The following is a 26,077-nucleotide window of genomic DNA, read 5'->3' as shown; positions in this document are numbered from 1 at the left end:
GCGGCGGGCCAGCGTCGACGGGCGTCGACGACCCGGCCGGCCGATCGACGCGGCCATCCAGGATCTTCGACCCGTCCGCCGCCGACGCCCGCTACCATGCCCGCAGCGACGGCTGCCCGCACGGCGCCGCCCGCGACGTTCACCAGGCGACACTCGCCACTCGCCCCCCCATTCACCCGACGAGGACCTCACTCCATGGCCGGAAGCAGCCTGCTCGCCCTGATCGACGACATCGCCACCGTGCTGGACGACGTTGCCGTGCTGACCAAGGTGGCCGCGAAGAAGACCGCCGGCGTGCTGGGCGACGATCTGGCGCTGAACGCCCAGCAGGTGACGGGCGTCAACGCCGATCGCGAGCTGCCGGTCGTGCTGGCCGTGGCCAAGGGCTCGCTGATCAACAAGGCCATCCTGGTGCCGGCGGCGCTCGCGATCAGCGCCCTCGCGCCCTGGGCCGTCACCCCGCTGCTCATGGTCGGCGGCGCCTTCCTCTGTTACGAGGGCTTCGAGAAGGTCGCCCACAAGGTGCTGCACAGCGAGCACGACGACGAGGCCCGCCGCGCCGAGCGCGTGCAGGCGCTCTCCGACCCGAAGATCGACCTCGTCGAGTTCGAGAGGGCGAAGATCAAGGGCGCGGTGCGCACCGACTTCATCCTGTCGGCGGAGATCATCGCGATCACGCTGGGCACCGTGGCGATGTCGCCGTTCGCCACGCAGGTCGCCGTGCTGAGCGGCATCGCCGTGCTGATGACGGTGGGCGTCTACGGCCTCGTCGCCGGAATCGTGAAGCTCGACGACGCCGGCCTCTACCTGAGCCGCCAGAGCAGCGATCTGCAGCGGTCGCTGGGCGCCAACATCCTGAAGGCGGCGCCCTGGCTGATGAAGGGCCTGTCGGTCGCCGGCACGGCGGCGATGTTCCTGGTCGGCGGCGGCATCCTCACGCACGGCGTGCCGTGGCTGCACCACCACATCGAGGACATCACCCAGGGCGCCGGCCCCGTGCTCGGCGCGGTGGTGCCGTCGCTCGCCAACATGGTCGTCGGCGTCGCGGCCGGCGCGGTGGTGCTGGGCGTCGTGACCGCGCTGAAGCAGGCGATAGCGCAAGCGAAGGACGGCGGCTGACCCGGAGCCGCGGGCTCGCGCCGCGCCGATCAGCCCTGTCCGGACCGCCCTGGCCTCACCAGCGTCGCGAGCAGCCGGTCGAGCGCCGCGGCCGGGTCGGCGCCGAGGCCCGCGTGGACGCGCGAGGGCTGGACGACGGTGCTGGCCGGGGACACGACCCAGCCGAAGCGCTCGGCCTGAGGGAGCTCGGCGACGTACCCGCACGCCCGATCGCCGGCGCACACGCGGCGGACGAAATCGAGGTGGTCACGGACCGCCTCGAGGTCGAGGTCGGGCCAGAGGGCGAGCAGGCGCCGCTCGTCGGGCTCGAAGCGCGCGTCGAGGAAGCCCCGGGCGCGGCAGAAGAGGACCACCCCGACGTTGACGCGCTCGCCGCGCTCCACGCGCGGGACCACGCGCAGCACGGCGTAATCGAACGGGTCGGCCGCCGCGGGCGAGCGCGGAGGGCTACCGCCGGGCGCGGGCTGCATCGAGCGCCTCCTCGACGAAGCCCCGCGGGGACGCGAGGCGATGGCTCAGGTAGGCGGCATACGCCGCGCGCCGCGCCGCGATCGGCGCGGCGTCCGGCGGAGGCGCCTCTGCCGCGTCGGGCGAGAACGCAGACCGCCGCTCGCCCGACGGCCGGGCCCGGGCATCCTGGTCGGCCAACCACGCGTCCGGGATCGCGGCGACGATCTCCGCGATGCGCTCGGGGGTGAGCCGGGCGCTCAGCGCGGCGTCGGCCGCGGCGAGATCGCCCGCGAACGGGAGCAGGACATGGCTTTTGACGAGCGGGAAGCGGTCGTCGGCGTCGGCGCGCGGATCGGTCGCGTCGGTCCACGCGTGGTGGACGTAGAGCGCCGCGCCGTGGTCGATCAGCCAGAGGCGGCGGTGCCACAGGAGCAGGTTGGGGTTCTTGGGCGTCCGGTCCACGTTGCTCACGAAGGCGTCGAACCAGACGACGGCCGCCGCAAGCCCGGGGTCGATGGCCGGGCCGGCGAGCGGCTGGAAGGCGAGCGACCCGGGCAGGTAGTCGAGGGCGAGGTTCAGGCCGGCGCTCGCCGAGAGCAGATCGGAGAGCTCCGGGTCCGGCTCGGCGCGCCCGAAGGCAGGGTCGAGATCCATGAAGACGATCTCGGGCACCGGCAGCCCGAGCGCGCGCCCGATCTCCCCAGCGACGAGCTCCGCGATGAGCGCCTTGGGCCCCTGGCCGGCGCCGCGGAGCTTGAGCACATAGAGCCCGTCGTCGTCGGCCTCGACGAGGGCCGGCAGCGACCCGCCCTCGCGGAGCGGGGTGACGTAGCGGGTCGTGCGGACGGTCCGGATCATGCCGCAGCCACCTCGGTCCACTCTGGGACGCTGTCGATCTTGAGGCATACGAACCGGCCGACGTTCGCCGAGCTCCGTTCCGCGCCGTGGTGCACGAACACCTTCACACCACCGGAGGAGCCAGCGCAGGTCGTCACACGAACCGTGAGGGTGGCTCGACCGAACCGCCCTTTTGCGAGGCGAGGCGAGGCGGGCCGGGCGCTCGCTCCGCGCAGCCGCGCGGGAGCGAGCGCCGCAGGCCTTCCTTGTTCACTCGCCGAGGTGATCCAGCCGCGAGCCTGGCACGGTCTGGTAGTCGCCGAGCAGGAACTTCTGCAGCCCGTCCGTGAACTCGAACGGGCCGACCACGTGGGTCACCTCGCCGCTCGCGCCGCCGGCGCCGCCCTCGCCGCCGGCGCCACCCTCGCCGCCGCTCGCGCCGCCGGCGCCGCCCTCGCCGCCGGCGCCACCCTCGCCGCCGCTCGTGCCGCCGGCGCCGCCCTCGCCGCCGCTCATGCCGCCGGCGCCGCCCTCACCGCCGGCGCCGCCCTCGCCGCCGCTCATGCCGCCGGCGCCGCCCTCGCCGCCGCTCATGCCGCCCGCGCCGCCCTCGCCGCCCGCACCGCTCGTCGTGCTGCTGCTGGGCCTCGTGACGGTGATGGAGTCGATATAGACGATGGTCGGGTTGGCCCAGGGCCCCTCGGCACCTGCGTCGATCTTGACGCCGATACGCCTCACCTTGGTCGCCTCGAAATTCCCGTTAGCAGCGGCATCGGCCGCATCAGCGGCATCGACGTCGATGGTGAGGTCGGTCCACTCTTTCAGGTCGCCGAAGCTCGTCCGCGCCCAGGGGACGCCCGACCAGTTCTGGTCCTGTCCGTTCTGCACGAAGACCTGCAGAGCACCGCCGGTGGCGGCCTGAGCCTTCACGCGGAACGTGACGGTGGCGCCGGTCAGGTCGACCAGCGGCGAGAAGTCGAACTGGAACAGCGTCCCCGTGCCGGCCTCGGTGAGCGGCACAGCCAGGCGGGCGCAACCCGTGCAGCTCTCTTCCGGACCGGGACCGATGTCGGGGGCGCTGCCTCCGCCACCTTCGGCCGCGCCGCCCGCGCCGCCCGCGCCGCCTTCGCCCGCGCCGCCTTCTCCCGCGCCGCCGCCGCCGTCTTCGCCCCCGCCCGCGCCGCCAGTGCCAGCGCTGGTCGAGTTGCTTGTGGTGCTCGACGACGTGGTGGTGGAGGTCGTCCCCTCCCCGCCCGCCCCGCCGCTGCCGGTGGAGTCGTCGTCACCGCAACCCGTCATGGCGAACGCGCCAACAAGCATCCCGCACATCGCCAAAGAAAGAACTGATCTCATCCTGACCTTCTCCTGCTATGCACCACGAGGCTGCGCAGCCGTGGCCGCCGCTCGCCGTGGCGGTTTCCACCGCACCCGGGCTCCTCCGAGCCAGCCGCGTGCGGCAAGCTAGCCTGGGCAGAAATTTTTCTCAACAGGCCAAAACCGTAAGCCTGGCAACCAGCTCAGCCTCGCCGAGGAGCGGCGCTTGGCGCTCGCCCGACGACGGCGCCGCGGCGGGCTGGAGCGGCGCGTTATCGCCGCGGGCGGCCCCTCACGCCGCGCCCGCGCGCTTCACGTCGTACCGGAGGAGCGAGACGCCGTTCGCGTACGACGTCGCGCTGAGGAGCGCCAGCTCGACCTTCCTGGTGCTGTCGCCGAAGAGCCGGATCCCGTGTCCGAAGACGATGGGATTGACCTTGAGGACGAGCCGATCGACGAGATCGTGCTCGAGCAGGAAGCCGGCGAAGGCGCCGCCCCCGCAGAGATAGATGTCCGGCCCCTCGCCCTCCTTCAGCCGCTGGAGGACGGCGATTTCGTCACCGCCCACGACCTCTACCTCGGCGCCTTCGCCGAAGCGGAGGGTCTTCGAGAAGATATAGTGCGCCATGTGCGGATAGGCTCGCTTCCCGGGGACGAGCCCGAAGGGATAGCCCCACTCGTACGTCTTTCGCCCCATCACGACGGCCCCGTAGCCCTTCAGGCGCTCGGCGTAATCGGCGACGTGCTCTCCCTGCATCAAGAAGCCGTCCACCGAGCCGTCCTCGTGCGAGATGAAGCCGTCGACGGTCACCGCGACGTCATAGACGACCTTCCTCATTCGAACCCTCCCTGAAGCGCTGTCCTGAGCTCGCCGCGGGTCGGTCGCTGGAGAGCGCCCAACCATGCCGCGTCGCGGCCATTCTTATCGAGCAGCTCGCGCCGGTGCAACCAGAGAAGGCCGAACGGCGTTCTCGGACGAAGCTACCCCAAGCCTCCGGGTTGAGCTGCAGCTCTCCCGGGAGGCTCTCGATACCCTCCAGCTTGAGATGAATCTCTCCCGGGAGGCTCTCGACACCCTCCCGCTTGAGCTGCAGCTCTCCCGGGAAGCTCTCGACACCCTCCCGCTTGAGATGTATCTCTCCCGGGAGGCTCTCGACACCCTCCCGCTTGAGCTGCAGCTCTCCCGGGAAGCTCTCGACACCCTCCCGCTTGAGATGAATCTCTCCCGGGAGGCTCTCGGCACCCTCCGGCTTGAGCTGCAGCTCTCCCGGGAGGCTCTCGACACCCTCCGGCTGGGGTTGTCACGAGATCAGGCTATTCGATGCTCTGGCGCGCCTCGCGCGCTCCGCTGGGTGAGGGGCTGCGTGCTCCGCCGCTGGTCCGGGCTCACTCGGCGATGTGGGTCACCGCCGAGCCGGCCACCGGCTGGTAGTTGTTGACCACCATCGGCGCCACGCCGGTCGTGAACTCGTACGGACCGACCACGTGGATCACCTCTCCGCTGGAGCCGCCGCCTTCGCCACCCGCGCCGCCGACCCCGGCCGAGCCGCCTTCGCCGCCAGCGCCACCGTCGCCGCTCGTGCCACCGGCGCCGCCCACGCCGCTCTCACCGCCGGCGCCGCCGTCACCGCTCGTGCCGCCAGCGCCGCCGTCACCGCTCGTGCCGCCCGCGCCGCCCTCACCGCCGGCGCCGCCGTCACCGCTCGTGCCGCCAGCGCCGCCCACGCCGCTCTCGCCGCCGGCGCCGCCATCGCCGCTCATGCCGCCGGCGCCGCCCTCACCGCCGGCGCCGCCTTCGCCGCGCTCGCTGCTCGGGCCTCCGCTTCGCGCGGCGCTCGGACTGCCGGGTTTCGTGACGGTGATGGAGTCGACGTAGACCACGGTCGGGTTGGCCCAGGGGCCGGTGCCGCCCGCCGTGAGCTGAAGTCCGATCATCTTCACCCGCGTGCGTTGGAAGCTGGGTTTCGACGGGGCCAAGGCGTCGACATCCACCGTGATCTCCTTCCAGTCTCCCAGGCCGGAGATCGGAGTCCACGAATAACCGATGTTCGCATAGCCCAGCTCCCCCCCGTTTTGCACGAACGGCTGCACGCCGCCGCTCGTGCCGGCGTGGGTCCTCACGCGGTACGTGACCGTGCTCCCCGTCAGGTCGACGGGCGCGGCGAACTCGATGAGGAACTGAGTCGCTGTATTCGCGGTCGTGAACGGCACCGACAGCCGCGCACAACCGGAGCAACGCTCCTCCGGGCCCGAGCTGCCGCCACCGTCTCCAGAGCTGCCGCCTCCATCGCCCGAGCTGCCGCCGCCGTCTCCGGAGCTACCACCGCCGTCGCTCGAACCGCCGCCGTCGCTCGAACCGCCGCCGTCGCTCGAACCGCCGCCGTCGCTCGAAGCGCCGCCGTCGCTCGAACCGCCGCCCTCGGCGTTCGAACCTCCATCACTCGAGCCGCCGTCGCCGCCAGAGCTCGCGCTGGTCGAGCTCGACGATGGGCCGGAGCTCGATGAGCTCCCACCCCCCGCACCGCCCGCCCCGCCGCTGCCGGTGGAGTCGTCGTCACCGCAACCCGTCATGGCGAACGCGCCAACCAGCAACCCGTACACCGCAAAAGAAAGAACCGATCTCATCGTGACCCCTCCTGCATAAATCCCCGCGAGGCTGCGCGGCCGAAGCCGCCGTTCGCCGGAGCGGCTCCCTTTGCGCTCGATCTCTGCCGAGCCAGCCCCGCACGCAGCGACATTATCCTGGACAGATGACTTTCTCAACAGTCCGGACATGCGAATCCGTCACCACAGGTCAACGCGCTTGACGTGATTCGGCACACACGCCGCTGCATGCGCAGCAGCCACATGAGACCACCTATGGAGTCGAGCCGAGCGCGGCGCGGCAGCCACATGAGACCACCTGCGGAGTCGAGCCCGAGCGCGCCGCAGCATCCCGAGAGAGCAAATCAGCGCTCTCCGATATACAGATCGCTCCACCAGCGATCGCTGCCGCGACGACGCCACCGACAGCGCACCTCGTTCATCGAAGGCATCTCCGGACGCGGGAGCGATCTCGGCTCGTCGGGCGCGCCGCGCCCCTCGCCGTCACGTCCAGAATCGTCGTCAGATCAGTGCGGATTGATGCTTCAGCGCGTCTCGTGGACCACCCTGCCGGGGTACAGCGGGCGCCGCGGGCTGGCCACGGATCACTGGGCGACGTGCGTCACCGTCGAGCCTTCCACGGGCTGGTAAGTGTTGACCACCATCGGCTCCTCGCTCGTCGTGAACTCGTACGGACCCATCACATGAATCACATCGACGCTGGAGCCGCCGCCTTCGCCGCCTCCGCCACCTTCGCCGCCTCCGCCGCCCGTGCTGCTGCTGCTGCTCGCGCTGGTGCTGCTCGCGCTGGTGCTGCTCGCGCTGGTGCTGCTCGCGCTGGTGCTGCTCGCGCTGGTGCTGCTCGCGCTGGTGCTGCTCGCGCTGGTGCTGCTCGCGCTGGTGCTGCTCACGCTGCCGCCGCCTTCGCCGCCCGCGCCTCCTGCACCGCCCGCGCCTCCTGCACCGCTCATACCCCCGGCGCCGCCATCGCCGCTGGTGCCGCCCGCGCCTCCTGCGCCTCCCTGACCCCCGGCGCCGCCATCGCCCCCGGCGCCGCCATCGCCGCGCTCCCCGCTAGGGCCAAAGGAGAAGCGCTGGCTGCTCGGAGCCCCTGCGCCCGTGCCGGGTCTCGTGACCGTGACGTAGTCGACGTCGACGACGGTCGGATTGGCCCAGGGCCCCGTGTTGCCCGCCGTGAGCTGAATCCCGATCATCTCCACCAGGGTGCGGTCGAAAATTGTATTTGACGCAGCCAGCGCATCGACATCGATCTTGAGCTCCGTCCACTCTCTCAGGTCGGCAAGCGCATTCCATGAGTAGCCGATGTTCACATAGCCAAGAGCTTGCCCGTTCTGCACGAACGGCTGCACGCCGCCGCTGGTGCCGGCGCGGGTCCTCACGCGGAACGTGACGGTCGCGCCGGTCAGGTCGACCTTCTCGTTGAAGAAGATCATGAACTGCGTCGCCTGCGTCGCCCTCATGAACGGTACGGAGAGCCGCGCGCAGCCAGGGCAGTGGTCGCCCGGATCGACGCCACTTCCACCCACGCCGCCACCACCGTTACCACCTGCGCCGCCATCGCCGGTCGATCCTGAGCTGTTCGTGCTGCCGTTCGCGCCCGTCCAGCCTGTCGACGTGCTCGGGGGAAAGGGGAAGTCCCCGCCAGTGCCGCCCTTGATCTCCCGGTTGTCCGTGCAACCCATCACCGCGAACGCGCCGACCAGCAACCCACACCCCGCCGTAGAACGAACTGTTCTCATCCTAGCCCCTCCTGAATCCGCCCCGCGAGGCCCCGCGGCAGATGCCGCCGTTCGCCTTCAGCGGCGCCCACCGCGCCAGAGCTCCTCCGAGCCACACCGCACCGGGCGAGATTATCCTGGACAGAGCGACTTCACAACAAGCGGGACGTGAGGATCCGTCATTACAGTGCAACGGATTTGGCACTCATCGATGCTGGCGCCAATGCGAGCAAAGAAGCGACATCAGCCCACCTGCGTCAGTCCCGAGCGCGGGCGCCTCAGGGCTCAACGCCCGCCCAACGACGGCACTGCGGTGGGGGCGAGTAGCATCATGGCAATGGCGATCACATAAAACGAGAGGCCCGCCAGCAGAAACGCGATGGCGACACGGTAGATCGTGGTCTTGCGATCACGGTAAGCGAGCGAGGCGAGCAGCCAGCCGCGCAGGTCGTCGCCCGGTTGCTGGGTGAGCCAGCGGATGTGCTGCACCCCCCAGACGATCAGGGTCGCAGCGAGCAGGACGGTCGCCACGCCGGCGATGATCAGCTCCTGCGCGTAGCGGCTGGTGCCGGCGATGAGGCGGCCCGAGAACCCGGTCGTGGTGATGACGATGCCGCACAGGCCGATGAGCACCTGGGCGCGGTTGTGGAGGACGGCGAACTGCCGCTCCAGGATCCCGTGCACGGCGTCCCAGGACCCGGCGCTGACGAGGTCGATGAGCCGGTCCACTTCTTTCTCTCTCGGGATCTTTTTCATGGTAGGCGGCCTAGCACTCCGGCGCCGGCGCCTCATCGCGTCGCGCGGTGCGCGCGAGGAACAGGCCGTACGCCGCGATCGTCAGCGCCACGAGGAGCGCGCCCGAGGCCCACAGCACGGGGCGGTGCCCGTAGCGATCGACGCCGATCCCCACGACGGGCCCGAGCAGCACGAAGGCGAAGCGGAAGAGGAAGCTGCGGAGCGAGACGCAGCTCGCGCGATCGCCGTCGGGCGCGAGCCGCTGCTCCTCGTGGTGGAGCAGCGGCATGTGCAGCCCGCGCACGAGCGTGAGCAGGAAATAGAACGCGACCCCGAGCACGTGGCGCGAGAGCGCGAGGCCGACGTACCCGGCCGCCACCAGGGCGACGCACGCGAGCAGCGTCCCCGTCATGCCGAGGCGGCGACCGGCGCCCTCGCTCAGCATCGAGCCGAGCGCCGTGGTGAAGCTCGCGACAGCCCACATGGGGCCTATCCACGCGACCGGGACGCCGGCCTCGGTCGCGTACAGCGCGATGAGCCACGTCGGCAGGTACGAGGCGAGCGCGAGCACGACGCCGAGCAGCAGCACCGCGCGGAAGTCGGCGCGCTCGAACAGCGCGTCGCGCACGATCGCGCGCATGCGGCCAAGGTGATCCTCGACCTTCGGCTCGGCGCGGCGGGTCTCGCCGAACCGGAGGGCGATCCCCGCCGCGAGCACCCAGGCGGCGGCCTCCATCGCGAACGGCAGGCGAGACCAGCGCGCGTACAGGAAGCCGGCGGCGAGCGCGCCGCCCCCCGAGGCGATCTGCGCGATCGAGCGCATGCGGCCGTACCATCGGGCGAACTCGTGCTCTCTGCCCTGCTCGCGCAGCGAGTCGAAGAGGAGCGCGGAGTCCGCCCCCGAGACGAGCGAGAAGCCGACGCCGAGCACGAGCTCCGCGAGCAGCACCGACGAGAGCCCGCGCGCGAGCGCATAGAGGATCCAGCCGAGCAGGACGCAGAAGGAGGCGATCACGAGCGCGCGGCGGTGGCCCAGGCGATCGGCGACGTAGCCGGACGGGAACTCGAAGAGGGCGATGCTCAGGCTGAACGCGCCCTGCACGCTCATCATGGTGGCCACGCTCATGCCGATGTCCTGTGTCCAGAACAGCGGGAAGATGGCCGCAGGGAACATCAGCGATTGAGCGCCGTGGTAGGCGCAGATGAGCCAGGGGTTCTGCTGGACGGAGGACATGGCAGGGGATCCGGGAGCTCACGCGGGCGCGGGCGCGCCGGACGCCTAGAACTCGGTCCCGATCATGTACCTGAGCTGCCCCGTCTTCAGCGAGAACACGTAGAGCGCCGTCCAGCTGGCGAAGAAGACGTCGTTCGACGAGATCGTGATCCCGGACGAGACCTGCGACTTCTTGTGGACCTGCACGTCCCACAGCCGCTTGCCGGTGCCAGCTTCGAAGCAGGCGAGGCGCGTGCCGTCCTTGTGATCCTTCATGTCATAAGGGATGACCAGGAACCCGCCTTCATAGGCCCCCGCCTCCACCCCCGTTGTCCTCGTGGTGAGCGGGTCGACGCCGGGCACCACCGTCGTCCAGAGGACCTTCTTCTTGTCCACCGCGGCCACCATGCCGACCTGGGTGCCCTTGCTGCGGCGGCCGAGCATGAACCGCGGCCCAGGCCCGCTCGGGACCAGCGCGCGGTCCACCGACATGCCCTCCACTTCATGCGACCCGGGAAGCCCGAATTCGTCGAACTCGTGCCAGTGGGCGAGCCGATAGCCGGGCGCCTCCTCCTGGTTCGAGCTCGGCACCGGCTTGCAGGCCGCGCCCTTCGCGAGCTCGCGCCGCTTCCCGGTCGCGGGGTCGAGCCCGTGCTTCGCGTCGTCGACCGTCTCCACGACGATCACGCCGTCGCCCTGGCACACCCGGCGCGCCTTCTCGCCGAGCAACGTCGACCACGACGGCGTCCCGGTGCGCAGATCATAGGCCTGCGCCTTGCCCAGCGCGTCGATCGAGATCACCCGGTCGAGGGCGACCGCGCGCCGCGCCTCGTGGTTGGCCGCGTCCTTGGTGAGCGCCGCCGTCTTCCAGATCGGCTTCCCGTCGCGCCCGTCGTAGGCCGCGATCCACTCCTCGCGGCCGGGGAAGTTGCTCTTGCCGATCACGTCCGGCGCGCCGTCGCCGTTCACGTCGGCGAGCATCGGCCGATCGCTGAAGTACATGTTCGGCCCGACGCCGAGGATCGGCTTCGACCCGCTGCTGGACGGCCCCGACGCGCGCATCACGAAGGCGCCGGCGGCCCCGCCGACCACGACCATGGCCACGACGACCGACATCACGATGATCCCCGCCGCGCTGCTGGACGGCGGGGCGACCCGGACGACGTGCATGCCCTGCGGGATCGGCGCGGTGGTCGGCTTCCTGCCGCGATCGACGAGCGATCGCGCGCCGCAGTACTGGCAGGTGACTGCATCCAGCCCCGGCTGAATCGGCAGCGGGGCGCCGCAGCGCGGGCACCTGGTATCGACGATCCGTGCCATCGTCCCACTCTACACGAGCTCGCGACCGTCTATTTCTTCTTATCGCGCTCGCTCGGGACGGCGCGCGACGTCGCGCGGCCCGAGGGCGCGGGTTCCAGCAGCGCCGCGCGGGTGAGCCCCTTGCCGCCGAAGCGCTCGGCCACCTCCGCCACGACGCCCTCGAGGCGACGGCGTCGCTCGGAGGCGACCGGGAACAGGCTCAGCGTCGGGCCGGCGCTCTGGCTCGTGAGGTCGCCGGCGGCGACGCCGACGAGCCGCACCGGTCGCGAGAGATCGAAGCGCGGGAGCAGCCCCTTCGCGCAGGCATAGATCGAGTCGGTGTCGCAGACCGGATCGGACAGCCTCGTCTGGCGCGTCCGCAGCGTGAAGTCCGAGTACTTGAGCTTCACCGAGACCGCGCGGCAGGACAGGCCCGCCTTGAGCAGGCGCCGCGCGACGCGGCCCGACAGCTCGAGCAGCCAGCGCTCGATCGGCTCCCTGCCCCGGAGGTCCTCCTCCACGGTCTCCTCCGCGCCGATCGACTCCGCCGCGCGGCCCGGGACGACCGCGCGCTCGTCGACGCCCGCGGAGAGGAGCCGCACGTGCTCGCCCCACGCGGGGCCGAGCAAGTCGTGGAGGCGCGGCGCGGGGCAGCGCGCGAGATCGCCGATGGTCGCGAGCCCCGCCCCGCGGAGGCGCTCGGCCGCGCGCGGGCCCACGCCCCACATGCGCTCGAGCGGCAGCGGCGCGAGGAACGCGGCGACGTCGTCGGGGACCACGACGAGGCCGTCGGGCTTCCGCAGATCGCTCGCGATCTTCGCGGCGAACTTGCAGGGCGCGACGCCGGCAGAGGCGGTGAGCCCGATCTCGTCGCGGATCGCGCGCTTGATCTGCGCCGCGATCGCCTCGCCGTCGCCGAAGAGCGCGCGGCTCGCGGTCACGTCGAGGAACGCCTCGTCGAGCGACAGCCCCTCCACGAGCGGCGTGAAGCGGCGGAAGATCGCGAAGACCTGCGCGCTCACCTCGGCGTAGCGGGCGTGCCGCACCGGCACGACGATCGCCTGCGGGCAGCGGCGGATCGCCTCGGCCATCGGCATCGCCGAGCGGGCGCCCGAGGCGCGCGCCTCGTACGACGCGGCCGCGACGACGCCCCGCCGCGAGGCGCCGCCGACCAGGACGGGGCGGCCTCGCAGCGACGCGTCGTCGAGCTGCTCGACCGACGCGAAGAACGCGTCCATGTCGACGTGGAGGATCTGGCGCATCGGTACGTTCTCTCCCACCCACCTCACCGGCGCCAGAGGCTCGCCGCGCTCGACGGCCCGCCATCGCTCACCTGCTGCCGCCGGCCGCCCGGGTCGGGTCAGTCGCCGGGGGGGCCCAGGATCACCGGCCCTGGCGAGAGGATGTGGGTGCCGTTCATCAACCACACGGCCATCTGGCTCGTCCCCACGCGCTGCCAGATGAGATCCGACATCAGATCACCGTTGACGTCGCCGGCGGCGGCCGCTCTCCAGCCACCGCCGATCGGCCCGGGGATCACCGGCCCCGCGTCGAGGAGCTCGACGCCATTCATCAGCCACACGGCTGCGAGGCCCTTCTTCTCGTTGGCCCAGAGGACGTCCGCCATGCCGTCAGCGTTGAAATCGCTCGCCCAGAGGACGTCCCATCCCTCGCCGGCCGGCCCGGGGATCACCGGCCCCCGCGCGAGGACCTCGGTGTTGCTCATCAGCCACACCGTCATCAGGTTGTGCACGTCGTCGTTCCAGATCACGTCCGCGATGCGATCGAAGTTGAAGTCGGGCACGGGGCCGATATCCCAGTCGCCGCCCGGCCCCGGGATGAACGGGCCCGGCGCGAGCAGCTGGCCGCCATCCAGCAGCCACACGGTCATCAGGTTCTTATCCTCGTTGTAAAAGAGCACATCCGAGGCGACGTTGCGGTTGAAGTCGTTCGGCCGGATCACCCAGCCTCTGCCGCGCGGCCCGGGGAGCGGCGGTTCCTGCGCGAACGGCCGGCCTCCGTCCATGAACCAGATGTTGATCAGGTTCCGGTCATCGTGACGCCAGATCACGTCCGACATGCCGTCGAAGTTGAAGTCGTGCCCGATGGCGATCCAGCCGTCGCCGGCCGGCCCACGAAGGATCGGGCCCGGCGCGAGCAGCTGGGCTCCGTCCATGAACCAGACGGCCATGCGGCTGCGAGCGGGGTCGACCCAGAGCACATCCTGCCTTCCGTCGAAATTGAAGTCGATCGCCTCGATGATCTTCCAACCGTAGGTGCTGGACCGCTGTTCCGCGACCCCGAGGCTGGGTGTCGCAGGATCCATGGGTCCCCCCTCGTCGAGCGGATCGGCGCCGTCCGCGCAGCCGATCACGAAGTGGATCGCAGCGACGGCACACAGATACTTCATCACGACCACAGGACTCGTCACGCTCGCCTCTCTCGCGCAGCGCGCGCGGCGGGCCGCCGATCCTGGGGGGATGCACGACCTCGCCCGTGGGCACGCCGCTCACGCGCCTGTCGGCGCGGCAAGCGTCAGTCCATCCGAGACCGGTATTCGCGCCGGGGGCTTCGCGCTCTGGACGCCTCGGCGTCGCGCGGAGGAGCGCGCTCCACTCCACGCTTCTTGCATGCAGCGTCGTCCCGTAGAACTTCTATGCTCATCGAGTTGGTCTCATCGAGGACTCCCGAGCTCATAACGTTCAGGGGCTGGCTGCGGGACGCAGGCCGCCGCCCTCTCGGGGTCGGAAGAGGAGGCCTCCCGGTAGACCGGGACACGGAGGGCGACGATCGGCCCCTCGGCGCTCTCCGCGCCTGAGCGGCTCTGTCTCTTCGCTGCTTTGATGGCAACCCAGGGGAGTGCACATGTTTGTTCCTGACGTGAAGCTCATGCTCGGCACGGCGATGATGCTGGTTCCATCCGTCACGTGCGTGGGACCACGCGAGGCGCCCGAGCTGCCCGAGCGGGCGGGCGGCGGCGTACGAGCCGAGGTTGGCGAGGCCCGGCAGACCTTGTGTTCTGGCCTGACGATCACGAATGTGCTCGTTCTACCGGAGACGTTCCACTGGGAGGATGCCGCCCACCTGCTCCGTGTCGCGGAGGGGTTCGGCCCGCGGACGCTCAGCGTCTCCGTATCGACGAGCGTCACGCCGGCGGTGCGCCTGGTGACCACCGCCACGCCCATCCAGCCCGCGGCGAGCGCGACGGGCAGCCGCGCCCTCAACAACTTCTGGCCCTTCCCGGCGATACCGGCTGACGACACGTTCGGGGATTTCCGGCCCTCGCCGGGCATGCCGGGCAGCGGCTCTCCCTGGGGTTCCCAGCCCCCCTCGGGCATGCCGGGCAGCGGCTCTCCCTGGGGTTCCCAGCCCCCCTCGGGCATGCCGGGCAGCGGCTCTCCCTGGGGCTCCCAGCCCTCCTCGGGCATGCCGGGCAGCGGCTCTCCCTGGGGCTCCCAGCCCTCCTCGGGCATGCCGGGCAGCGGCTCTCCCTGGGGCTCCCAGCCCTCCTCGGGCATGCCGGGCAGCGGCTCTCCCTGGGGCTCCCAGCCCTCCTCGGGCATGGGGGGCGACAACACGGCCCCAGGCGCCCAACCCGCATCGGGCCCGCTGAACGACTGCGTGCCCTCGAACGAGCAAATCACCAAGGCGGTCGGGTTCGACGTGAGCGCGACCGTCGGGCTCGATGCGAACACGGTCTTCTTCGTCCCCACGGCCGCGCTCGCTCGGGTCTCGGCCTATCCGGTGTACCAGCAATACACCTGGGATATCGTCAGCACCGTCGGCTGGAGCTGGGACAACAACGCGGCAGAGACCGCCGTCGTGGGCTCCGGCATCGCCTACAGACCGATCGGTGTCTATTTCGATACCGACCTCATCTATGATCTGGCGGCCATCGGCGGCGGCCTCATCGACCCGGGCCCGTACGTGGACCCCGGCAGCGGCGGGGGCGGCGCGGGCAATGGATCCACCCCCGGCGCCGACGGGGGCGGCGGCGCGGGCGGCAACACAGGCGGCGGCGGCGCCGGTGCGACCGGCGGCGCGGGCGGCGCCAGCGCTGGTACCACCGGCAGCGGCGCTGGCGGCGCGGATGACACCGGCGGCACAGGCGGCGCGGGCGGTCCCTGGATCATCGATCCGTAGACCGACCCGCTGGCGGCGTCGGCGCTTCCGGCGCCGGTGGCCAGCGAGGCCCTCGATCCAGAGACATGCGCCGCTCCGGCGACCACAGCGATTGCCGGAGGGCTCGCCGGCCGGATGTCCCGTGACATCTCACGCGATGTCCCGTGACATCTCACGCGATGTCCCGTGACATCCGGCCGGTGCACCGCGACACTCGCCCGGTCCACCGTGATGATGCGCCGGCTCCTCGCTGGCTTGCGCTCCGACACCGCCGGAGGCCCCGCGCCAGCCGCGGCACGGCTGTTGCCTTCTGGAGCCACTGAAGCCAAGCCGGGTTGAATGGAGACTATCCACCATGCGAGGCACCGTCCGCCGGCGCCGGTTCCTCGTTCGTGCCACGACGGCTCGCTCCCCGGTCTCCATGGGCCAGCCGCTCGTCGCGCCGTGCTCGCCGAGCAGCCTCGATCGCGCCAGGCGCAGGCCGTGGAGCGCCTGCGCCCGCGTCGGGGGGATCCACGAAGCGATCGCGCGGCGTCGATCCGACGACCCTTCTCCAGACCTCTTCTCGCTCGTTCACCTTGCGGTATCCAGATGAACCTTATCAAAGGACGAAAGAACGCATGCTCTCCACCCAACGGATCGTGAAGACCTCGACAGGGGCCGTGCTCGCGCTCGTATTCGCCCCGGCCACGGCCAGCGCCTCGTGGGGTTATGAACCTCCCACGAGCGAGAGCAGCGACTTCACCGCTCTCTGCGGCTCCGAGGGCCCCGATGCGCCCTACACCGAACCGCCCTATACGGCGAGCTCCACCGACCTGGACGCTTGCCCCACGTCGATAGCGCCGTCGACCTGCACGGGACCTTTTTGCGTCAGCGGCCACTGCGCGGGGATCAACCCGCTGCACGAGGCTCTGAACAGCTGCACGGGGAGCGCCTGCTGCTTGTCGGGGTCCGTCGTCGACGGCGTTGTCGATGTCTCGCCCTACCTGAACAGGCCGTCGGGATGGGCGCTCTCCGCCGACACCTCCGTCGACGGGAGCACCAATGTCGACGACAGCCCTGGTATCGCGCAGGCCATCGAGTGCGCAGCATCGCTGACGACCACCCGGCGCACCGTGGCCTTCCCCGCCGGGCGTTACGTGATGCGCACGCCGCTCAGACCTCATTACGACGACCTGACCCTGGAGGGGCCGGAGGTATATCCGGATACCGAGCCTGGTGATCCCGACACCGCGACCCTGGTGGCGCTCCCCTGCAACCCGGAGCAGTATCCCGGGGTGATCCAGGTCAGCAGGCCGGACGAGAGCGTGGTCCCCGCGATCGATGGGCTCTGGATCCGCAATTTTCAGATCGAGCTCACGGACGGGCCACGGGCGACGGCCAACGGTGGCATCCAGCTCAACCACTGCGAGAACTGCGAGGTGGAGAACGTCATCCTGCGGTACGCGCCCCCCTCGTCCCAGGTGCCAGCGTGCAAGCCTTCCAACCTGGAAGGGATCACCTTCGCCGTCGGAGCCTGGGGCACGATCCGGAACGTGATCGTGGACGGCACGCCGAAGGGCGGTATCTACCTCGCCACGGTCCCCGAGCTCAATCCCACGCTCGGCGCCACCGTCGTGGAGAACTGCGAGATCAAGAACATCACCGGCCCGGTCGGAGCCGCCGGGATCAAGATCCTCACCGCCAACGTCGTCGTGCGGAACTGCGAGGTCCACCATAACCTCCTCCATGGCTCGACAGCGTATGGCGGGCACGGTCTGTGGATCGCCGGCCAGGCCTCCGATGGGCCCGGTTACACCGGCGCTGTGCCCGAGAACGTCGTGATCGAGGACAGCTACTTTCACCACAACGGCGGCTCTGGCGTCATGCTGGTGAGCAACCTCGCGTCGCTCCGCCCGTCGGACATCTCGCTCGTGGGCGTCAAGTCCGCGTACAACGGGAACTACGGGGTGCACGTCCAGGCCGGCACCGACGTGACCTTCCAGGACCTCTGGTCCTGGGGCAACGGATATTACGGGGTGTACCTGCAGTCGCGGACGACCTCGTTTCCCTCGACCGCGCTCCGGGTCGACAACGTGACCCTGGAGAACCCGGTCGTCTTCAACAACCTGCTGCGCCTCACGTCGGGCTCCTATCCCGGTATCTTGATCGAGGCCAGCGACATCACGATCGACGGCGGCGCGTTCGCGCGGTGCGGCACCGACAGCTCGCGCGGGAGGCAATACAAATCCATTCAGCAGAAGTGCTGGAAGTCGGGCCTGACGGGCGCGGAGGTGCTGTTCTATCCCGAGGACAACGTCATCTCGGGCGTGAGCACGTCTGGCAACACCGCGCCGGAGGTGGCGACGTGCACCCTGTGAAGGAGCGACGCCCGTCCGCGCCGATGTGAAGCTCACGCCGGCCCGGAGCGCGCCCCTGTGGACGGCCCCGGGGGGGCACCTCGGCGGCGCGCGTCGTCTACGAGGCAGACGCCGCGCATCCGCAGGACGAGGCGGATGAGGTCCGCGCTCCGGGACCTCGATCTGCTCGATGAGGGCCGCGTCGTGTCCTCGATCACGGTCGGTAGAGCTCGAGGTACCACTGCTGCCGGATCATCAGCGGAAAGTGGTGGTCCAGAACGTCATAAGAGAGCGCTTTGAACGCCTGGCGCCGATAGAAGAGCTTCCTCAGGGCGGTTCGCCAGGCCGTCGCGACGGCGCGGCCGTCTCCCGCACGGATTGCCGCTCGGATCGCCTTCACGTGGTGGCTGACGAGATCGGACACATGGTCTCCGTAGTCCGTCACGAGCGCGGGGCGATCGAGCTTGAGGACCTGGATCGTCCTCTTGCCCCTGCGGCTCCCGCCGCGAGCCACGGGGATCCACTTCTCTTTCTTCCCAGCCTGGCGGAATGGCACGAACTGGATGTGTTCGATCGGATCGTCCTCGCCTGAAGGATCGATGAGGACGGCTCGCTCGGGCCCCGGTGGACCGTGACCCACCGGTAGGAGGCGGCTCCCTCGGGCGAGGGGAAATTTGTTCTTCTTGTGCCTTCGATTGCAGCTGGGACAGGCGAAGAGGAGATTCTCCCATGTCCACGCCAGCCACCAGTAGCCGTGCGTGGGACGTCCCCGGCCGCGGTAGGCGCGGGTCTTGGGCCGGAAGTGCTCGACATCGTTGTAGAGGCGGTCGATGCGGCGCTCGCAGTAGCAGCACGTCCGCCCCTGCACTTTCCAGAGATCGCGGCGGACGATGTTGTATTTGGTGCCGAAGTCCGTCGCCTTCGGTGGCGCCTCCCGTACAAGGGTCGCGAGCCGCTTCACCTCCACCTTTCGGACGCCCTCCAGCCCTTCCGGCTTCGGGCCTCGGTCCACGCGGATCACCGGCTTCGCGCCTTCTTCGCTGGCCGCTCCTCGCTCGTCCTGGTGCGGGGCACGGGCTCCCACTCGGGCTCGACCTCGGCGGCGCGGAGCTTCTTCCGCAACGCGACCATCTCCTGCTCCTCTGCGTCCGAGCGACCGGGATCGTTCGCGAGCAGGCCGTAGCGCTGCGCGGCCTCGCCGAGATCGGTCGGAAAGAGGCGATCGATCCCGAAGAACTCCTCGTACAGCTCGCTGCCGGTCATGAGCGCAGGCGACTCGCCGGTCTTCCGGGCGATCACGTCGCCGTCCCGGTTCCGGCCGAGCCGGACGATCTCGTCCTTCGCGAAGCCGGGGAGGACCAGGGGCGAGTGGGTGGTCACCACGAACTGCATCCGTGGGAACACCTTCCTCAGCTTCGGCACAAGCTCGGCTTGCCAGCTCGGGTGCAGGTGGAGGTCGATCTCGTCGATGAGCACGAGACCGCTCATCTCCGCGGGATCCACCAGGGCGGTGGACATCGATGTGTCGGCCAGGATCTGACCGATGAGGTCCGCAACCCAGGAGATCAGCCCCTGGTAGCCATGGGATAGCCACGTCGCGGGCAGCTTGAACGTGGAAGATCCCGAGCGCAGCTCGAAGCGGTGCGCTTCCACGAGATCGGCGGCGCTCTTCACCCCGCCGCGGCCCCGGAGCTCCAGCCCGCGCACGCGCGGGAGGAGGCGGGAGCGGCGAAAGAGGGCGTCGGACAGCATCTCGGCGTAGCGGGCCGGGTCGATGCCGAGGTCCTGGAGGATGTCGGCGAACCCGGTGCCGAGGATGGGGGCGCCGTCGAAGAGGGAATCGAGCCGGCTCAGCGTCGGGTCGTCCGGGCGCGCGGCGCCGTGTGGCTTGGGCAGGCGCCGGTTGACGCCGTACCCGGCCACGAACCACCACGGCGCACCGACGGCGCGGGCTTCGCGCAGCGGACCCGGGTCGGCGCTACGCGCCGGATCGAGGTGTTCCTGAGGGTGCGCCGGGGAATCCTCGTAGTCGGACGAGCCCACGAAGACCTTCCAGCCGGGCGAAAGGCCCAGCCGGCTCTGCAAGGACCTCGGCGGCTGGGCCGGCTTGCCGCCCCAGCGCGGATACGAGCGCGAGCGCCCCTCGGGCAAGGGGCCGAACGCGAAGCCGGCCGCGATGTCGAGCGGCTCGTCCGGGTGCCGCCGGTCCGGCATCGACGGGATATCGGCGAGCTGGTTGGCCCGGTCGGGGCCGCTGGCCGCGAGGGCGATCGCTTGCAGGATCGAGGTCTTGCAGAGGCCGTTCTCGCCGACGATCGCGGTCCACATCCGCGGCTCGCCGGAGGAGGTGGTGAACGACAGCCGCAGATCGCGGAGCAGCTTGAGGTTCCGGATGTGGATCTCGCGGAGGTACACGGCGGCATCCTAGCGCAACGGGAGCGGGGGTAGAGAAAGTCACGTTCACACGATCCATCGGGATACATCATTGCGATATGTCGCTGAACACAAAACTCTCGAGTGACATGAACCAGGACAGGAGGACCATGAGCACGGGCTCGTCCGCAGCCGCACTGGGGCTAGGCATACCGCCGGCGGGAGAGCAGCATCACCGCCGACGGAGGCCTCGGGCCCACGTTCCGCAACCATGAGCCGCTGGAAATCCAGCACGACCGCCACACGGGCTCATCGTCGCTCAGCGCCTCACCGCGCCTCCCGCGCGATCTCGTCGGCCGCCCGCGCCCTCTCCTCCGCCGCCTTCGCGAGCGGCCCCGTCAGCAGCGCCTGCGCCTCGCGGAAGCGCGCCGCCACGTCGGACCAGTAGCTCGCCTCCGCGCCGTGCGGGGCGGCGAGCTGCTTGATGAGGGCCGCGTCGTACGCCGCGATGCCCGCGTACGCCGAGGCGGGCTTCGCGCGGGCCACCCAGTCGAGCGCGGCGATATCACCCAGGCCGAGCGCCGTGAGCGGCGCGCGCCGCATCATGAGCGCCGCGTCCTCGGGGCCGTTGCGCAGGCCGAGCGCGATCGCGAGCAGCGCCGTCGCCTCGGCGGGGCGCGGGGTCTCCTTGGGCCACGCCGCGAGCAGCGCGGTCGCCTGATCGAAGTCCACGGCCCGCCAGTACAGCCGGCCGAGATCGAGCCGCGCCCTCGCGTAGAGGAGCCTCGACTCGGGCGAGAGCTGCGCGGTGCGCAGCGCCGCGCGGTGCTGGAGCGGGACGCCCCGGCCGAGCAGGGCGCGCAGGAGCTCGGGCCGCGCCGCCGCCTCGGGCGCGATCAGCCGGCCCGCGTAGTACGTCGGCAGCCTGGCCGCGAGCCGCTCGCCGATCGACGCTGGAGGGGTGACCGCCGGGAGCGGCGGCAGCTCGAGCGCGTCCAGCGCGTCGACGCGCCGGCCGCCGTAGAGGCGGGAGAGCATGTCGCGCGCGCTGTCGACGCGGGCGTCGTGGAGCACGCCGACCGCCGCGAGCTCGCGCAGGCCGACGAGCGCGGCGTCACGGCCGCGGGCCTTCCAGGGATCGAGCAGCTGATCGAGCTCGCCGTAGTAGACGTTGGCGAGCTCCGCGTCCTTCCGCATGGCGTCCGGCAGCGGCGCGGCGCGGAACGCCTCGACGAGCCGCATGTCGGCCCGCCCCGCCTCCACGGCGACGATGCCCTTCGCGTAGAACGGGAGCTCGACGCCGAGCCGCCCGAGATCCTCGATCGCCCGGGCCTGCTCCGTCACCCACGCGAAGAGCGGCCCCTTGGTGAACGCGAGGACGCGCTGGACATCGTAGGGCGGCCGCAGCGCGGGCGGCTCGGTCGCGGTGCGCGCGAGCCGGGCGGAGAGCGTAAGGCCGAGCAGCACCTGGTAGATGTCGCCCCGGAGCGCTGCGGGCGGCGCTTCGAGGAGCGGCGCGGCGATGGCGTCGCCGCAGGCGATGGGCGCGAGCTCGGCCCGGAGCGCGCGCGTGAGGCCCGCCTCCAGGCCCGCGCACGCCTCGACGCCCGCGAGCCGCGCGTCGCGCTTCGCGGCGTCGTCCTCCGCGAGCGCGGCGTCGAGCGCCGCGAGCGCGCCCTGCGCGTCGCCGCAGGGCTGCGCGGGCGCGACGGCCGCGCGCCGCGCGAACGCCTCGCAGGCGCGCGGCGCGGCGGGCACGCCGGCCGGCGCCGGGGGGACGAGCGCGGCCTTCGGGTCGAACGGGGCCGGCTTCAGTATCGGGAGCCACTCGTCCTTGAGCGTGCCGTGGACGGCGAAGGCCTCTTCCTCCGGGAGCGGCGCCGGCGGCCGGGGCGCCGGGCGGCCGTCGCCCGACGCAACCGGCGCGTTCGGCGCGGGCGGAGGCGCCACGGCGCAGGCCGCCAGGGAGAGCCCCATCGCGGCGGCGAGGGCGTTGAAGGCGAAGATCGAGCGAGCGTTCGAGGGCATCACGTCTCCTTGGACACGGGCGGTCCGCAAAGGTTTCGCCGATGAGCGCCGGCGTCCATCAAGATCCGAGCGAGGGGACGCGACCTAGGCGCCGGCCACGACACGACCCCGCGGCCATCGCCCGACCTGGGGTCCATCTCTCCCGGTCACGCTCCCACGCAGCCCGACAGCCGCGTTGAACGGACACCGATCGCTGAAAGCAAAGAGCGAACCCGGTGGTGCGCATTGCACCCATGACCCTTGACAGCTCCGTCCTCAATGCGATGTCATCATCGCGAAGGACAATCATGTACCCTGGGATGCCTACCGTTCTGGACTGCCTCCGTCGAGCGGGCATGTGGCTCGGCGCTCGCGGTCGACGCATGCGCTGTATGGAGACCGGGCTGCTTGTGGGACTCGCGTCCCTGCTCTCGGCGTCATGTTCATCGACGGCGCCCGATGACCCCGAGAATGCCATCACCATCGGGGCTCTCCTCCCCTTCTCCGGGAGCGAGTCCGCCATCGGCCGCAACCTCGAGCAGGCCATGCTGCTCGCGATCGAGGACGTGAACGCGGCGGGCGGGCTCGGCGGGAGGCCGTTCGACCTCGTGAGCCGAGACAGCAATTCGGGCTCGGAGCGCGGGCTCGACCAGCTGCTCTCGCTGATCTACACGGATGACGTCCGCTACCTGGTAGGGCCCGAAGAGAACGATCTCGCCCGCACCATCGCGATCGAGGTGAAGAAGGAGGACATCCTCCACATGCTGCCGGGCTATGCCGCGCCCTCCATCGCGCGCCGTGAGGACGTGGGCGGAAGGATACGGCTCGCCCCTTCCCCGTTCGCCATCGGCTGCGCGCTCGCGAGATATGCCACTGGCGCGGGCGTCACCACCGCAAATAGCCTCTCGGCGCGGGACGACTACAACTCCGGCGTCAGCACCGAGTTCACGACCCATTTCGCGGCGCTCAATGGCAGGATCCTCCCCTCGGTGACGTTCGCGTCCGGCCAGCTCACGTACACGAGCAAGATCGAGTCCGCCTTCAAACCGGATGCCGGCCGCACGCTGCTGGCCGCCTATCCCGCGGCTGCCTCGACCATCGTGACCGAATGGACCGTCCGCGGACGCCCGGGCACATGGCTCCTCGGCCCTGCGTTGCACACAGAGGTGTTCCTCGCCAACATCCCTCAGGGCGCCCTCGATGGATCCTACGGGGTATCGCCCTCGCTCAGCCTGCGAAGCGAGTGCGAGCAGGTCGATGAAACCGGGGAGAAGCTCCGGTGCACGAACTGGAACTCCATCGGCTTCAACCGTCACTTCTCCAACCGGTGGAGCGGCGATACGCCGTTCCCCGCGGCACACTTCTATTACGACGGGATCGTCCTCATCGCGATGGGCCTCGTGTACGGCCAAGCGAAGAACGAGGGAAGGATCATCACGTCCGGACATGAGCTGCGGGAGATGATCCTCGAGCTCAACAACAAGGAGAATGATGTGGCCGTGTGGTGGGATCTGAAAGGGGCCATGGAGAAGCTCCGCAAGGGGATCCCTCTCCGGTACATCGGGGCAGCCACCGAATATGAATTCGATGGATACGGGGCGAGCCAGAATCACATCATGCAGATGTGGACCATCGCCGGCGACCGCTTCGACGATGGCGATCACTTCGACGCCAAATGTGTGGTCCAGCAATGATCCCGCGCCGAGCTCGTCCTCGACGGGCTCGGCGCAGCTCAGTAGCGGTGCCGTAGCTCGAGGTAGATCTCCCGCGGCGAGAGCGGGTACTCGAACCCCGAGAACCCGGGATCCGGGCCGGTAGAGCCGAGGATGTTCTTGGCGCGAACGGCCACGGTCGTCTCGTGCCCCGGGATGATCCACAGGTTGCGCGCGACCAGGCTGGCGTTCCACTTGAGGTACGTGGGCAGGCGGAAAGCCGAGCCGGCCTCCAGGGTGCTCGCCTCCGCGGACAGCCGGGGCCCGACGAGGATCCCTTGCGTCGAGAGCTCCAGCGGCAAGAAGCTCGGCGACGGCAGCTTTACATAGGCGCCACCTCGGACGATCCAGCTCGGGTAGGCGACCATCGATGAACCGACCAGATCCGCCTGGTACCCCACCTGGCCGGACTCCCGGGCGGAGCGCACGGTCTCGAACGATCCGTAACCCCCGACGGCATCGCCGCGATGCACGTCGGCGCGTACCGTCCAGATCAAGGACTCCTGGCTGGCCACGTTCTGGGCCGTCTGGTTGATGCCACGCGGGACGAACTCCGCCTTGTCGTTCAGGCGGCTGTACGACAACCCCGTGGTCGCCGAGACCCAGGCAGCAGGCCTCAGCGTCAGCTCCGCGTCCACGGTGTGGATGAGCTGAGGCGAGAGGAACTCGTTCCCGATCACGTCGCCCGGCACGAGGGGCTGGGCATAGAGCAAATAGGGGGACGGCGCCTTGAAGGCGCTCCCGTAGAGCAGCTTGGCCACGACCGATTTGCCCAGGTGCGAGGTCGCCCCGAATCGACCGGTCAGCTGATTGCCGTATTTGCTGTGGTGATCGTAGCGGAGCCCCCCCGTGAGCTTCAGCCAAGGGTCGAGCACCTTGAGGTTGGCGCTAAGGAGCGCCCCGAGGTCGACCAGCTCGGCCGATTCCTGCTCCCGCTCCGGCGAGCCGAAGGACTGCCCCGTCAGCTTGCTGACCCGACGGAAGGAGGGCATGTCTTCCTTGTCGTAGACGGATTCCAGATTCAATATCACATTGAACCTGTCCCACGGCATCCACCGGGCCTCGACGCTCGCGTCCACGCCGCGATACGCCATCCGCCGCTCGATGTAGTACCAGCCGCCGGCGACATCCACGCGGTCGTCCGGCAGGACGCCGCCCTGGAAGTACATCCCCTGCACCGCGAACGCGAGCTCCCGGTTGAGCTGGAAGAGCCCATCGACCGCCACGCGACGCTGCTGAAGGCTGACCACGGTGCCGGCCTCACGCCCGAAGGAGTCCGTCCCGCCGGTGAGCTGCGCCCATTGCGCGAAATCGCCGCCGCGCCGGATGCCCGACCAGTAGGCGCTGACGACGAGGTGGTGCCCCCGCTCCGGATGACGGAAGCCAAGACGCGCCCCGACGACCCCCGACCGGCGCTCGAGGTTCTGGGCCAGGCGTCCCGAGTGATACGGCGGGATGCGGGGAGCGGGCGACTCGTCAGGCAGCTTCAGGCCGCTTCGATCATCGAGCTCGCCCGCGGCCGTGAGCATCATCTCGAAGCGGTCGGTGAACATGCCTCCGACCACGTCGACGCGGCCGCTCGGGTGGTCCTGCGTCACGCCGACCTGCACCGTGCCGTCGGCGAACGGAATGTCCTCCGGGTCCAGCGTGATGATATTGACGACGCCGAGGAACGCGTCCGCGCCATAGAGCGCCGACGCGGGGCCGCGGACGACCTCGATCTGCTTGATGACCGACAGCGGGATCAGCTCCGTGCCCAGCCAGTTGCCGCTGGTGGTCCTGAACGCCGCCGAGCGCCCGTTGATCATCACCTTGATCACGCCGCTCTCGGCGCCCAGCCCGCCCGTCATCCCCTGCACGCCGGCGTTCGGCAGGATGTGGTCGTCGATTAGGTAGAACCCGACGACGTGCTCCAGCACCTCGCCGACGCTCTGGTACCCCCAGCGCCGGATCTCGTCCGCGGTGATCGCCGTCATGATGGCGGGCGCGTCATCCAGCGTCTCCAGCGTCTTTGTGGCAGTGGACACCTCGACGTCGAGCAACCTCAGCAGGTCGACGTCCTCGAGGGCGTCGTTGCGCCGCTCACTCCCCGCGGCCTTCGGCGCTCCCGGCGCCGTCGCGGTCGTCGGCTGGGCCCATGCGAGACCGGGGATCGAGGCGATCACCAGCGCAGCCATCCACCTGGTTTCGAGCGAGGGAAGCTTCATGCGGGTACAGTGGGCTCCAGACCTTCGT

The 26,077-nt window shown here is 70.3% G+C and carries 19 protein-coding genes; 4 read left to right on the top strand and 15 right to left on the bottom strand.

Annotated elements, in window-relative coordinates; all coding sequences use genetic code 11:
* Positions 1 to 195 precede the first annotated feature (195 nt).
* Complete coding sequence (locus WME90_RS07570) at positions 196 to 1,119, top strand: DUF808 domain-containing protein (RefSeq protein ID WP_437280405.1); 924 nt, start codon at positions 196 to 198, stop codon at positions 1,117 to 1,119.
* Positions 1,120 to 1,148: 29 nt separating this feature from the next.
* Here WME90_RS07570 and WME90_RS07565 read toward each other — a convergent pair whose 3' ends face one another.
* The 11 genes from WME90_RS07565 to WME90_RS07515 all read right to left on the bottom strand — a co-directional run bounded on the left by WME90_RS07565 (position 1,149) and on the right by WME90_RS07515 (position 13,699).
* On the bottom strand, positions 1,149 to 1,589 hold the full coding sequence (locus WME90_RS07565) for a DUF3037 domain-containing protein (RefSeq protein WP_437280404.1): 441 nt from the start codon (positions 1,587 to 1,589) through the stop codon (positions 1,149 to 1,151).
* Positions 1,567 to 2,427, bottom strand: a complete 861-nt coding sequence (locus WME90_RS07560; protein WP_437280403.1) for a HipA family kinase — start codon at positions 2,425 to 2,427, stop codon at positions 1,567 to 1,569. Before WME90_RS07560 ends, WME90_RS07565 begins: the two co-directional genes overlap by 23 nt.
* A 249-nt stretch (positions 2,428 to 2,676) precedes the next feature.
* Positions 2,677 to 3,705 (bottom strand): hypothetical protein, encoded by a 1,029-nt coding sequence (locus WME90_RS07555; RefSeq protein ID WP_437280402.1) that lies wholly within the window; start codon positions 3,703 to 3,705, stop codon positions 2,677 to 2,679.
* Positions 3,706 to 4,012: 307 nt separating this feature from the next.
* Complete coding sequence (locus WME90_RS07550; RefSeq protein WP_437280401.1) at positions 4,013 to 4,558, bottom strand: dihydrofolate reductase family protein; 546 nt, start codon at positions 4,556 to 4,558, stop codon at positions 4,013 to 4,015.
* Between the two features lie 548 nt (positions 4,559 to 5,106).
* The gene (locus WME90_RS07545; RefSeq protein WP_437280400.1) at positions 5,107 to 6,345 is read right to left on the bottom strand and encodes a hypothetical protein; all 1,239 of its coding nucleotides are present in this window, start codon (positions 6,343 to 6,345) and stop codon (positions 5,107 to 5,109) included.
* A gap of 563 nt (positions 6,346 to 6,908) precedes the next feature.
* Positions 6,909 to 8,063, bottom strand: a complete 1,155-nt coding sequence (locus WME90_RS07540) for a hypothetical protein (RefSeq protein ID WP_437280399.1) — start codon at positions 8,061 to 8,063, stop codon at positions 6,909 to 6,911.
* Between the two features lie 264 nt (positions 8,064 to 8,327).
* The gene (locus tag WME90_RS07535; protein ID WP_437280398.1) at positions 8,328 to 8,798 is read right to left on the bottom strand and encodes a hypothetical protein; all 471 of its coding nucleotides are present in this window, start codon (positions 8,796 to 8,798) and stop codon (positions 8,328 to 8,330) included.
* Between the two features lie 10 nt (positions 8,799 to 8,808).
* Positions 8,809 to 10,011: an MFS transporter gene (locus WME90_RS07530; protein ID WP_437280397.1), complete on the bottom strand. Its 1,203-nt coding sequence runs from the start codon at positions 10,009 to 10,011 to the stop codon at positions 8,809 to 8,811.
* Positions 10,012 to 10,056: 45 nt separating this feature from the next.
* Complete coding sequence (locus WME90_RS07525) at positions 10,057 to 11,310, bottom strand: outer membrane protein assembly factor BamB family protein (RefSeq protein WP_437280396.1); 1,254 nt, start codon at positions 11,308 to 11,310, stop codon at positions 10,057 to 10,059.
* 29 nt (positions 11,311 to 11,339) lie between these two features.
* The gene (gene dinB, locus WME90_RS07520) at positions 11,340 to 12,551 is read right to left on the bottom strand and encodes a DNA polymerase IV (RefSeq protein ID WP_437280395.1); all 1,212 of its coding nucleotides are present in this window, start codon (positions 12,549 to 12,551) and stop codon (positions 11,340 to 11,342) included.
* Positions 12,552 to 12,649: 98 nt separating this feature from the next.
* A complete protein-coding gene (locus WME90_RS07515; protein WP_437280394.1) occupies positions 12,650 to 13,699 on the bottom strand; it encodes an FG-GAP repeat domain-containing protein in 1,050 nt (349 codons plus the stop codon).
* 455 nt (positions 13,700 to 14,154) lie between these two features.
* On the opposite strand from WME90_RS07515, the gene WME90_RS07510 reads away from it, so the two are divergent.
* The gene (locus WME90_RS07510) at positions 14,155 to 15,432 is read left to right on the top strand and encodes a hypothetical protein (RefSeq protein ID WP_437280393.1); all 1,278 of its coding nucleotides are present in this window, start codon (positions 14,155 to 14,157) and stop codon (positions 15,430 to 15,432) included.
* A gap of 599 nt (positions 15,433 to 16,031) precedes the next feature.
* Positions 16,032 to 17,771: a right-handed parallel beta-helix repeat-containing protein gene (locus WME90_RS07505; RefSeq protein WP_437280392.1), complete on the top strand. Its 1,740-nt coding sequence runs from the start codon at positions 16,032 to 16,034 to the stop codon at positions 17,769 to 17,771.
* A 193-nt stretch (positions 17,772 to 17,964) separates the two neighbouring features.
* On the opposite strand, the gene WME90_RS07500 is transcribed toward WME90_RS07505, so the two are convergent.
* From WME90_RS07500 to WME90_RS07490, 3 genes are all read right to left on the bottom strand, one after another.
* Positions 17,965 to 18,771, bottom strand: a complete 807-nt coding sequence (locus WME90_RS07500) for a hypothetical protein (protein WP_437280391.1) — start codon at positions 18,769 to 18,771, stop codon at positions 17,965 to 17,967.
* Positions 18,768 to 20,165: an AAA family ATPase gene (locus tag WME90_RS07495; RefSeq protein WP_437280390.1), complete on the bottom strand. Its 1,398-nt coding sequence runs from the start codon at positions 20,163 to 20,165 to the stop codon at positions 18,768 to 18,770. Before WME90_RS07495 ends, WME90_RS07500 begins: the two co-directional genes overlap by 4 nt.
* A gap of 285 nt (positions 20,166 to 20,450) precedes the next feature.
* A complete protein-coding gene (locus tag WME90_RS07490) occupies positions 20,451 to 22,151 on the bottom strand; it encodes a hypothetical protein (protein ID WP_437280389.1) in 1,701 nt (566 codons plus the stop codon).
* A gap of 389 nt (positions 22,152 to 22,540) precedes the next feature.
* Between WME90_RS07490 and WME90_RS07485 the strand changes: the two genes are divergently transcribed.
* Positions 22,541 to 23,824, top strand: coding sequence for an ABC transporter substrate-binding protein (locus WME90_RS07485; RefSeq protein ID WP_437280388.1), 1,284 nt, complete (start codon positions 22,541 to 22,543; stop codon positions 23,822 to 23,824).
* A 38-nt stretch (positions 23,825 to 23,862) separates the two neighbouring features.
* On the opposite strand, the gene WME90_RS07480 is transcribed toward WME90_RS07485, so the two are convergent.
* Positions 23,863 to 26,019, bottom strand: a complete 2,157-nt coding sequence (locus WME90_RS07480) for a TonB-dependent receptor plug domain-containing protein (protein WP_437280387.1) — start codon at positions 26,017 to 26,019, stop codon at positions 23,863 to 23,865.
* Positions 26,020 to 26,077 lie beyond the last annotated feature (58 nt).

The organism is Sorangium sp. So ce375, from assembly GCF_051473855.1.
In the GTDB taxonomy this organism is placed as follows: Bacteria; Myxococcota_A; Polyangia; order Polyangiales; family Polyangiaceae; genus Sorangium.
This window is presented reverse-complemented; position numbering and strand designations above follow the sequence as displayed.

Excerpts from the sequence above, each read along its gene's own strand:
- WME90_RS07525 (WP_437280396.1), bottom strand. The coding sequence starts at position 11,310 with ATGGCACGGATCGTCGATACCAGGTGCCCGCGCTGCGGCGCCCCGCTG.
- WME90_RS07560 (WP_437280403.1), bottom strand. The coding sequence starts at position 2,427 with ATGATCCGGACCGTCCGCACGACCCGCTACGTCACCCCGCTCCGCGAG.
- WME90_RS07570 (WP_437280405.1), top strand. The coding sequence starts at position 196 with ATGGCCGGAAGCAGCCTGCTCGCCCTGATCGACGACATCGCCACCGTG.
- WME90_RS07545 (WP_437280400.1), bottom strand. The coding sequence starts at position 6,345 with ATGAGATCGGTTCTTTCTTTTGCGGTGTACGGGTTGCTGGTTGGCGCG.
- WME90_RS07540 (WP_437280399.1), bottom strand. The coding sequence starts at position 8,063 with ATGAGAACAGTTCGTTCTACGGCGGGGTGTGGGTTGCTGGTCGGCGCG.
- dinB (WP_437280395.1), bottom strand. The coding sequence starts at position 12,551 with ATGCGCCAGATCCTCCACGTCGACATGGACGCGTTCTTCGCGTCGGTC.
- WME90_RS07530 (WP_437280397.1), bottom strand. The coding sequence starts at position 10,011 with ATGTCCTCCGTCCAGCAGAACCCCTGGCTCATCTGCGCCTACCACGGC.
- WME90_RS07555 (WP_437280402.1), bottom strand. The coding sequence starts at position 3,705 with ATGACGGGTTGCGGTGACGACGACTCCACCGGCAGCGGCGGGGCGGGC.
- WME90_RS07480 (WP_437280387.1), bottom strand. The coding sequence starts at position 26,019 with ATGGCTGCGCTGGTGATCGCCTCGATCCCCGGTCTCGCATGGGCCCAG.
- WME90_RS07535 (WP_437280398.1), bottom strand. The coding sequence starts at position 8,798 with ATGAAAAAGATCCCGAGAGAGAAAGAAGTGGACCGGCTCATCGACCTC.
- WME90_RS07505 (WP_437280392.1), top strand. The coding sequence starts at position 16,032 with ATGCTCTCCACCCAACGGATCGTGAAGACCTCGACAGGGGCCGTGCTC.
- WME90_RS07510 (WP_437280393.1), top strand. The coding sequence starts at position 14,155 with ATGTTTGTTCCTGACGTGAAGCTCATGCTCGGCACGGCGATGATGCTG.
- WME90_RS07565 (WP_437280404.1), bottom strand. The coding sequence starts at position 1,589 with ATGCAGCCCGCGCCCGGCGGTAGCCCTCCGCGCTCGCCCGCGGCGGCC.
- WME90_RS07550 (WP_437280401.1), bottom strand. The coding sequence starts at position 4,558 with ATGAGGAAGGTCGTCTATGACGTCGCGGTGACCGTCGACGGCTTCATC.
- WME90_RS07515 (WP_437280394.1), bottom strand. The coding sequence starts at position 13,699 with ATGAAGTATCTGTGTGCCGTCGCTGCGATCCACTTCGTGATCGGCTGC.
- WME90_RS07490 (WP_437280389.1), bottom strand. The coding sequence starts at position 22,151 with ATGCCCTCGAACGCTCGCTCGATCTTCGCCTTCAACGCCCTCGCCGCC.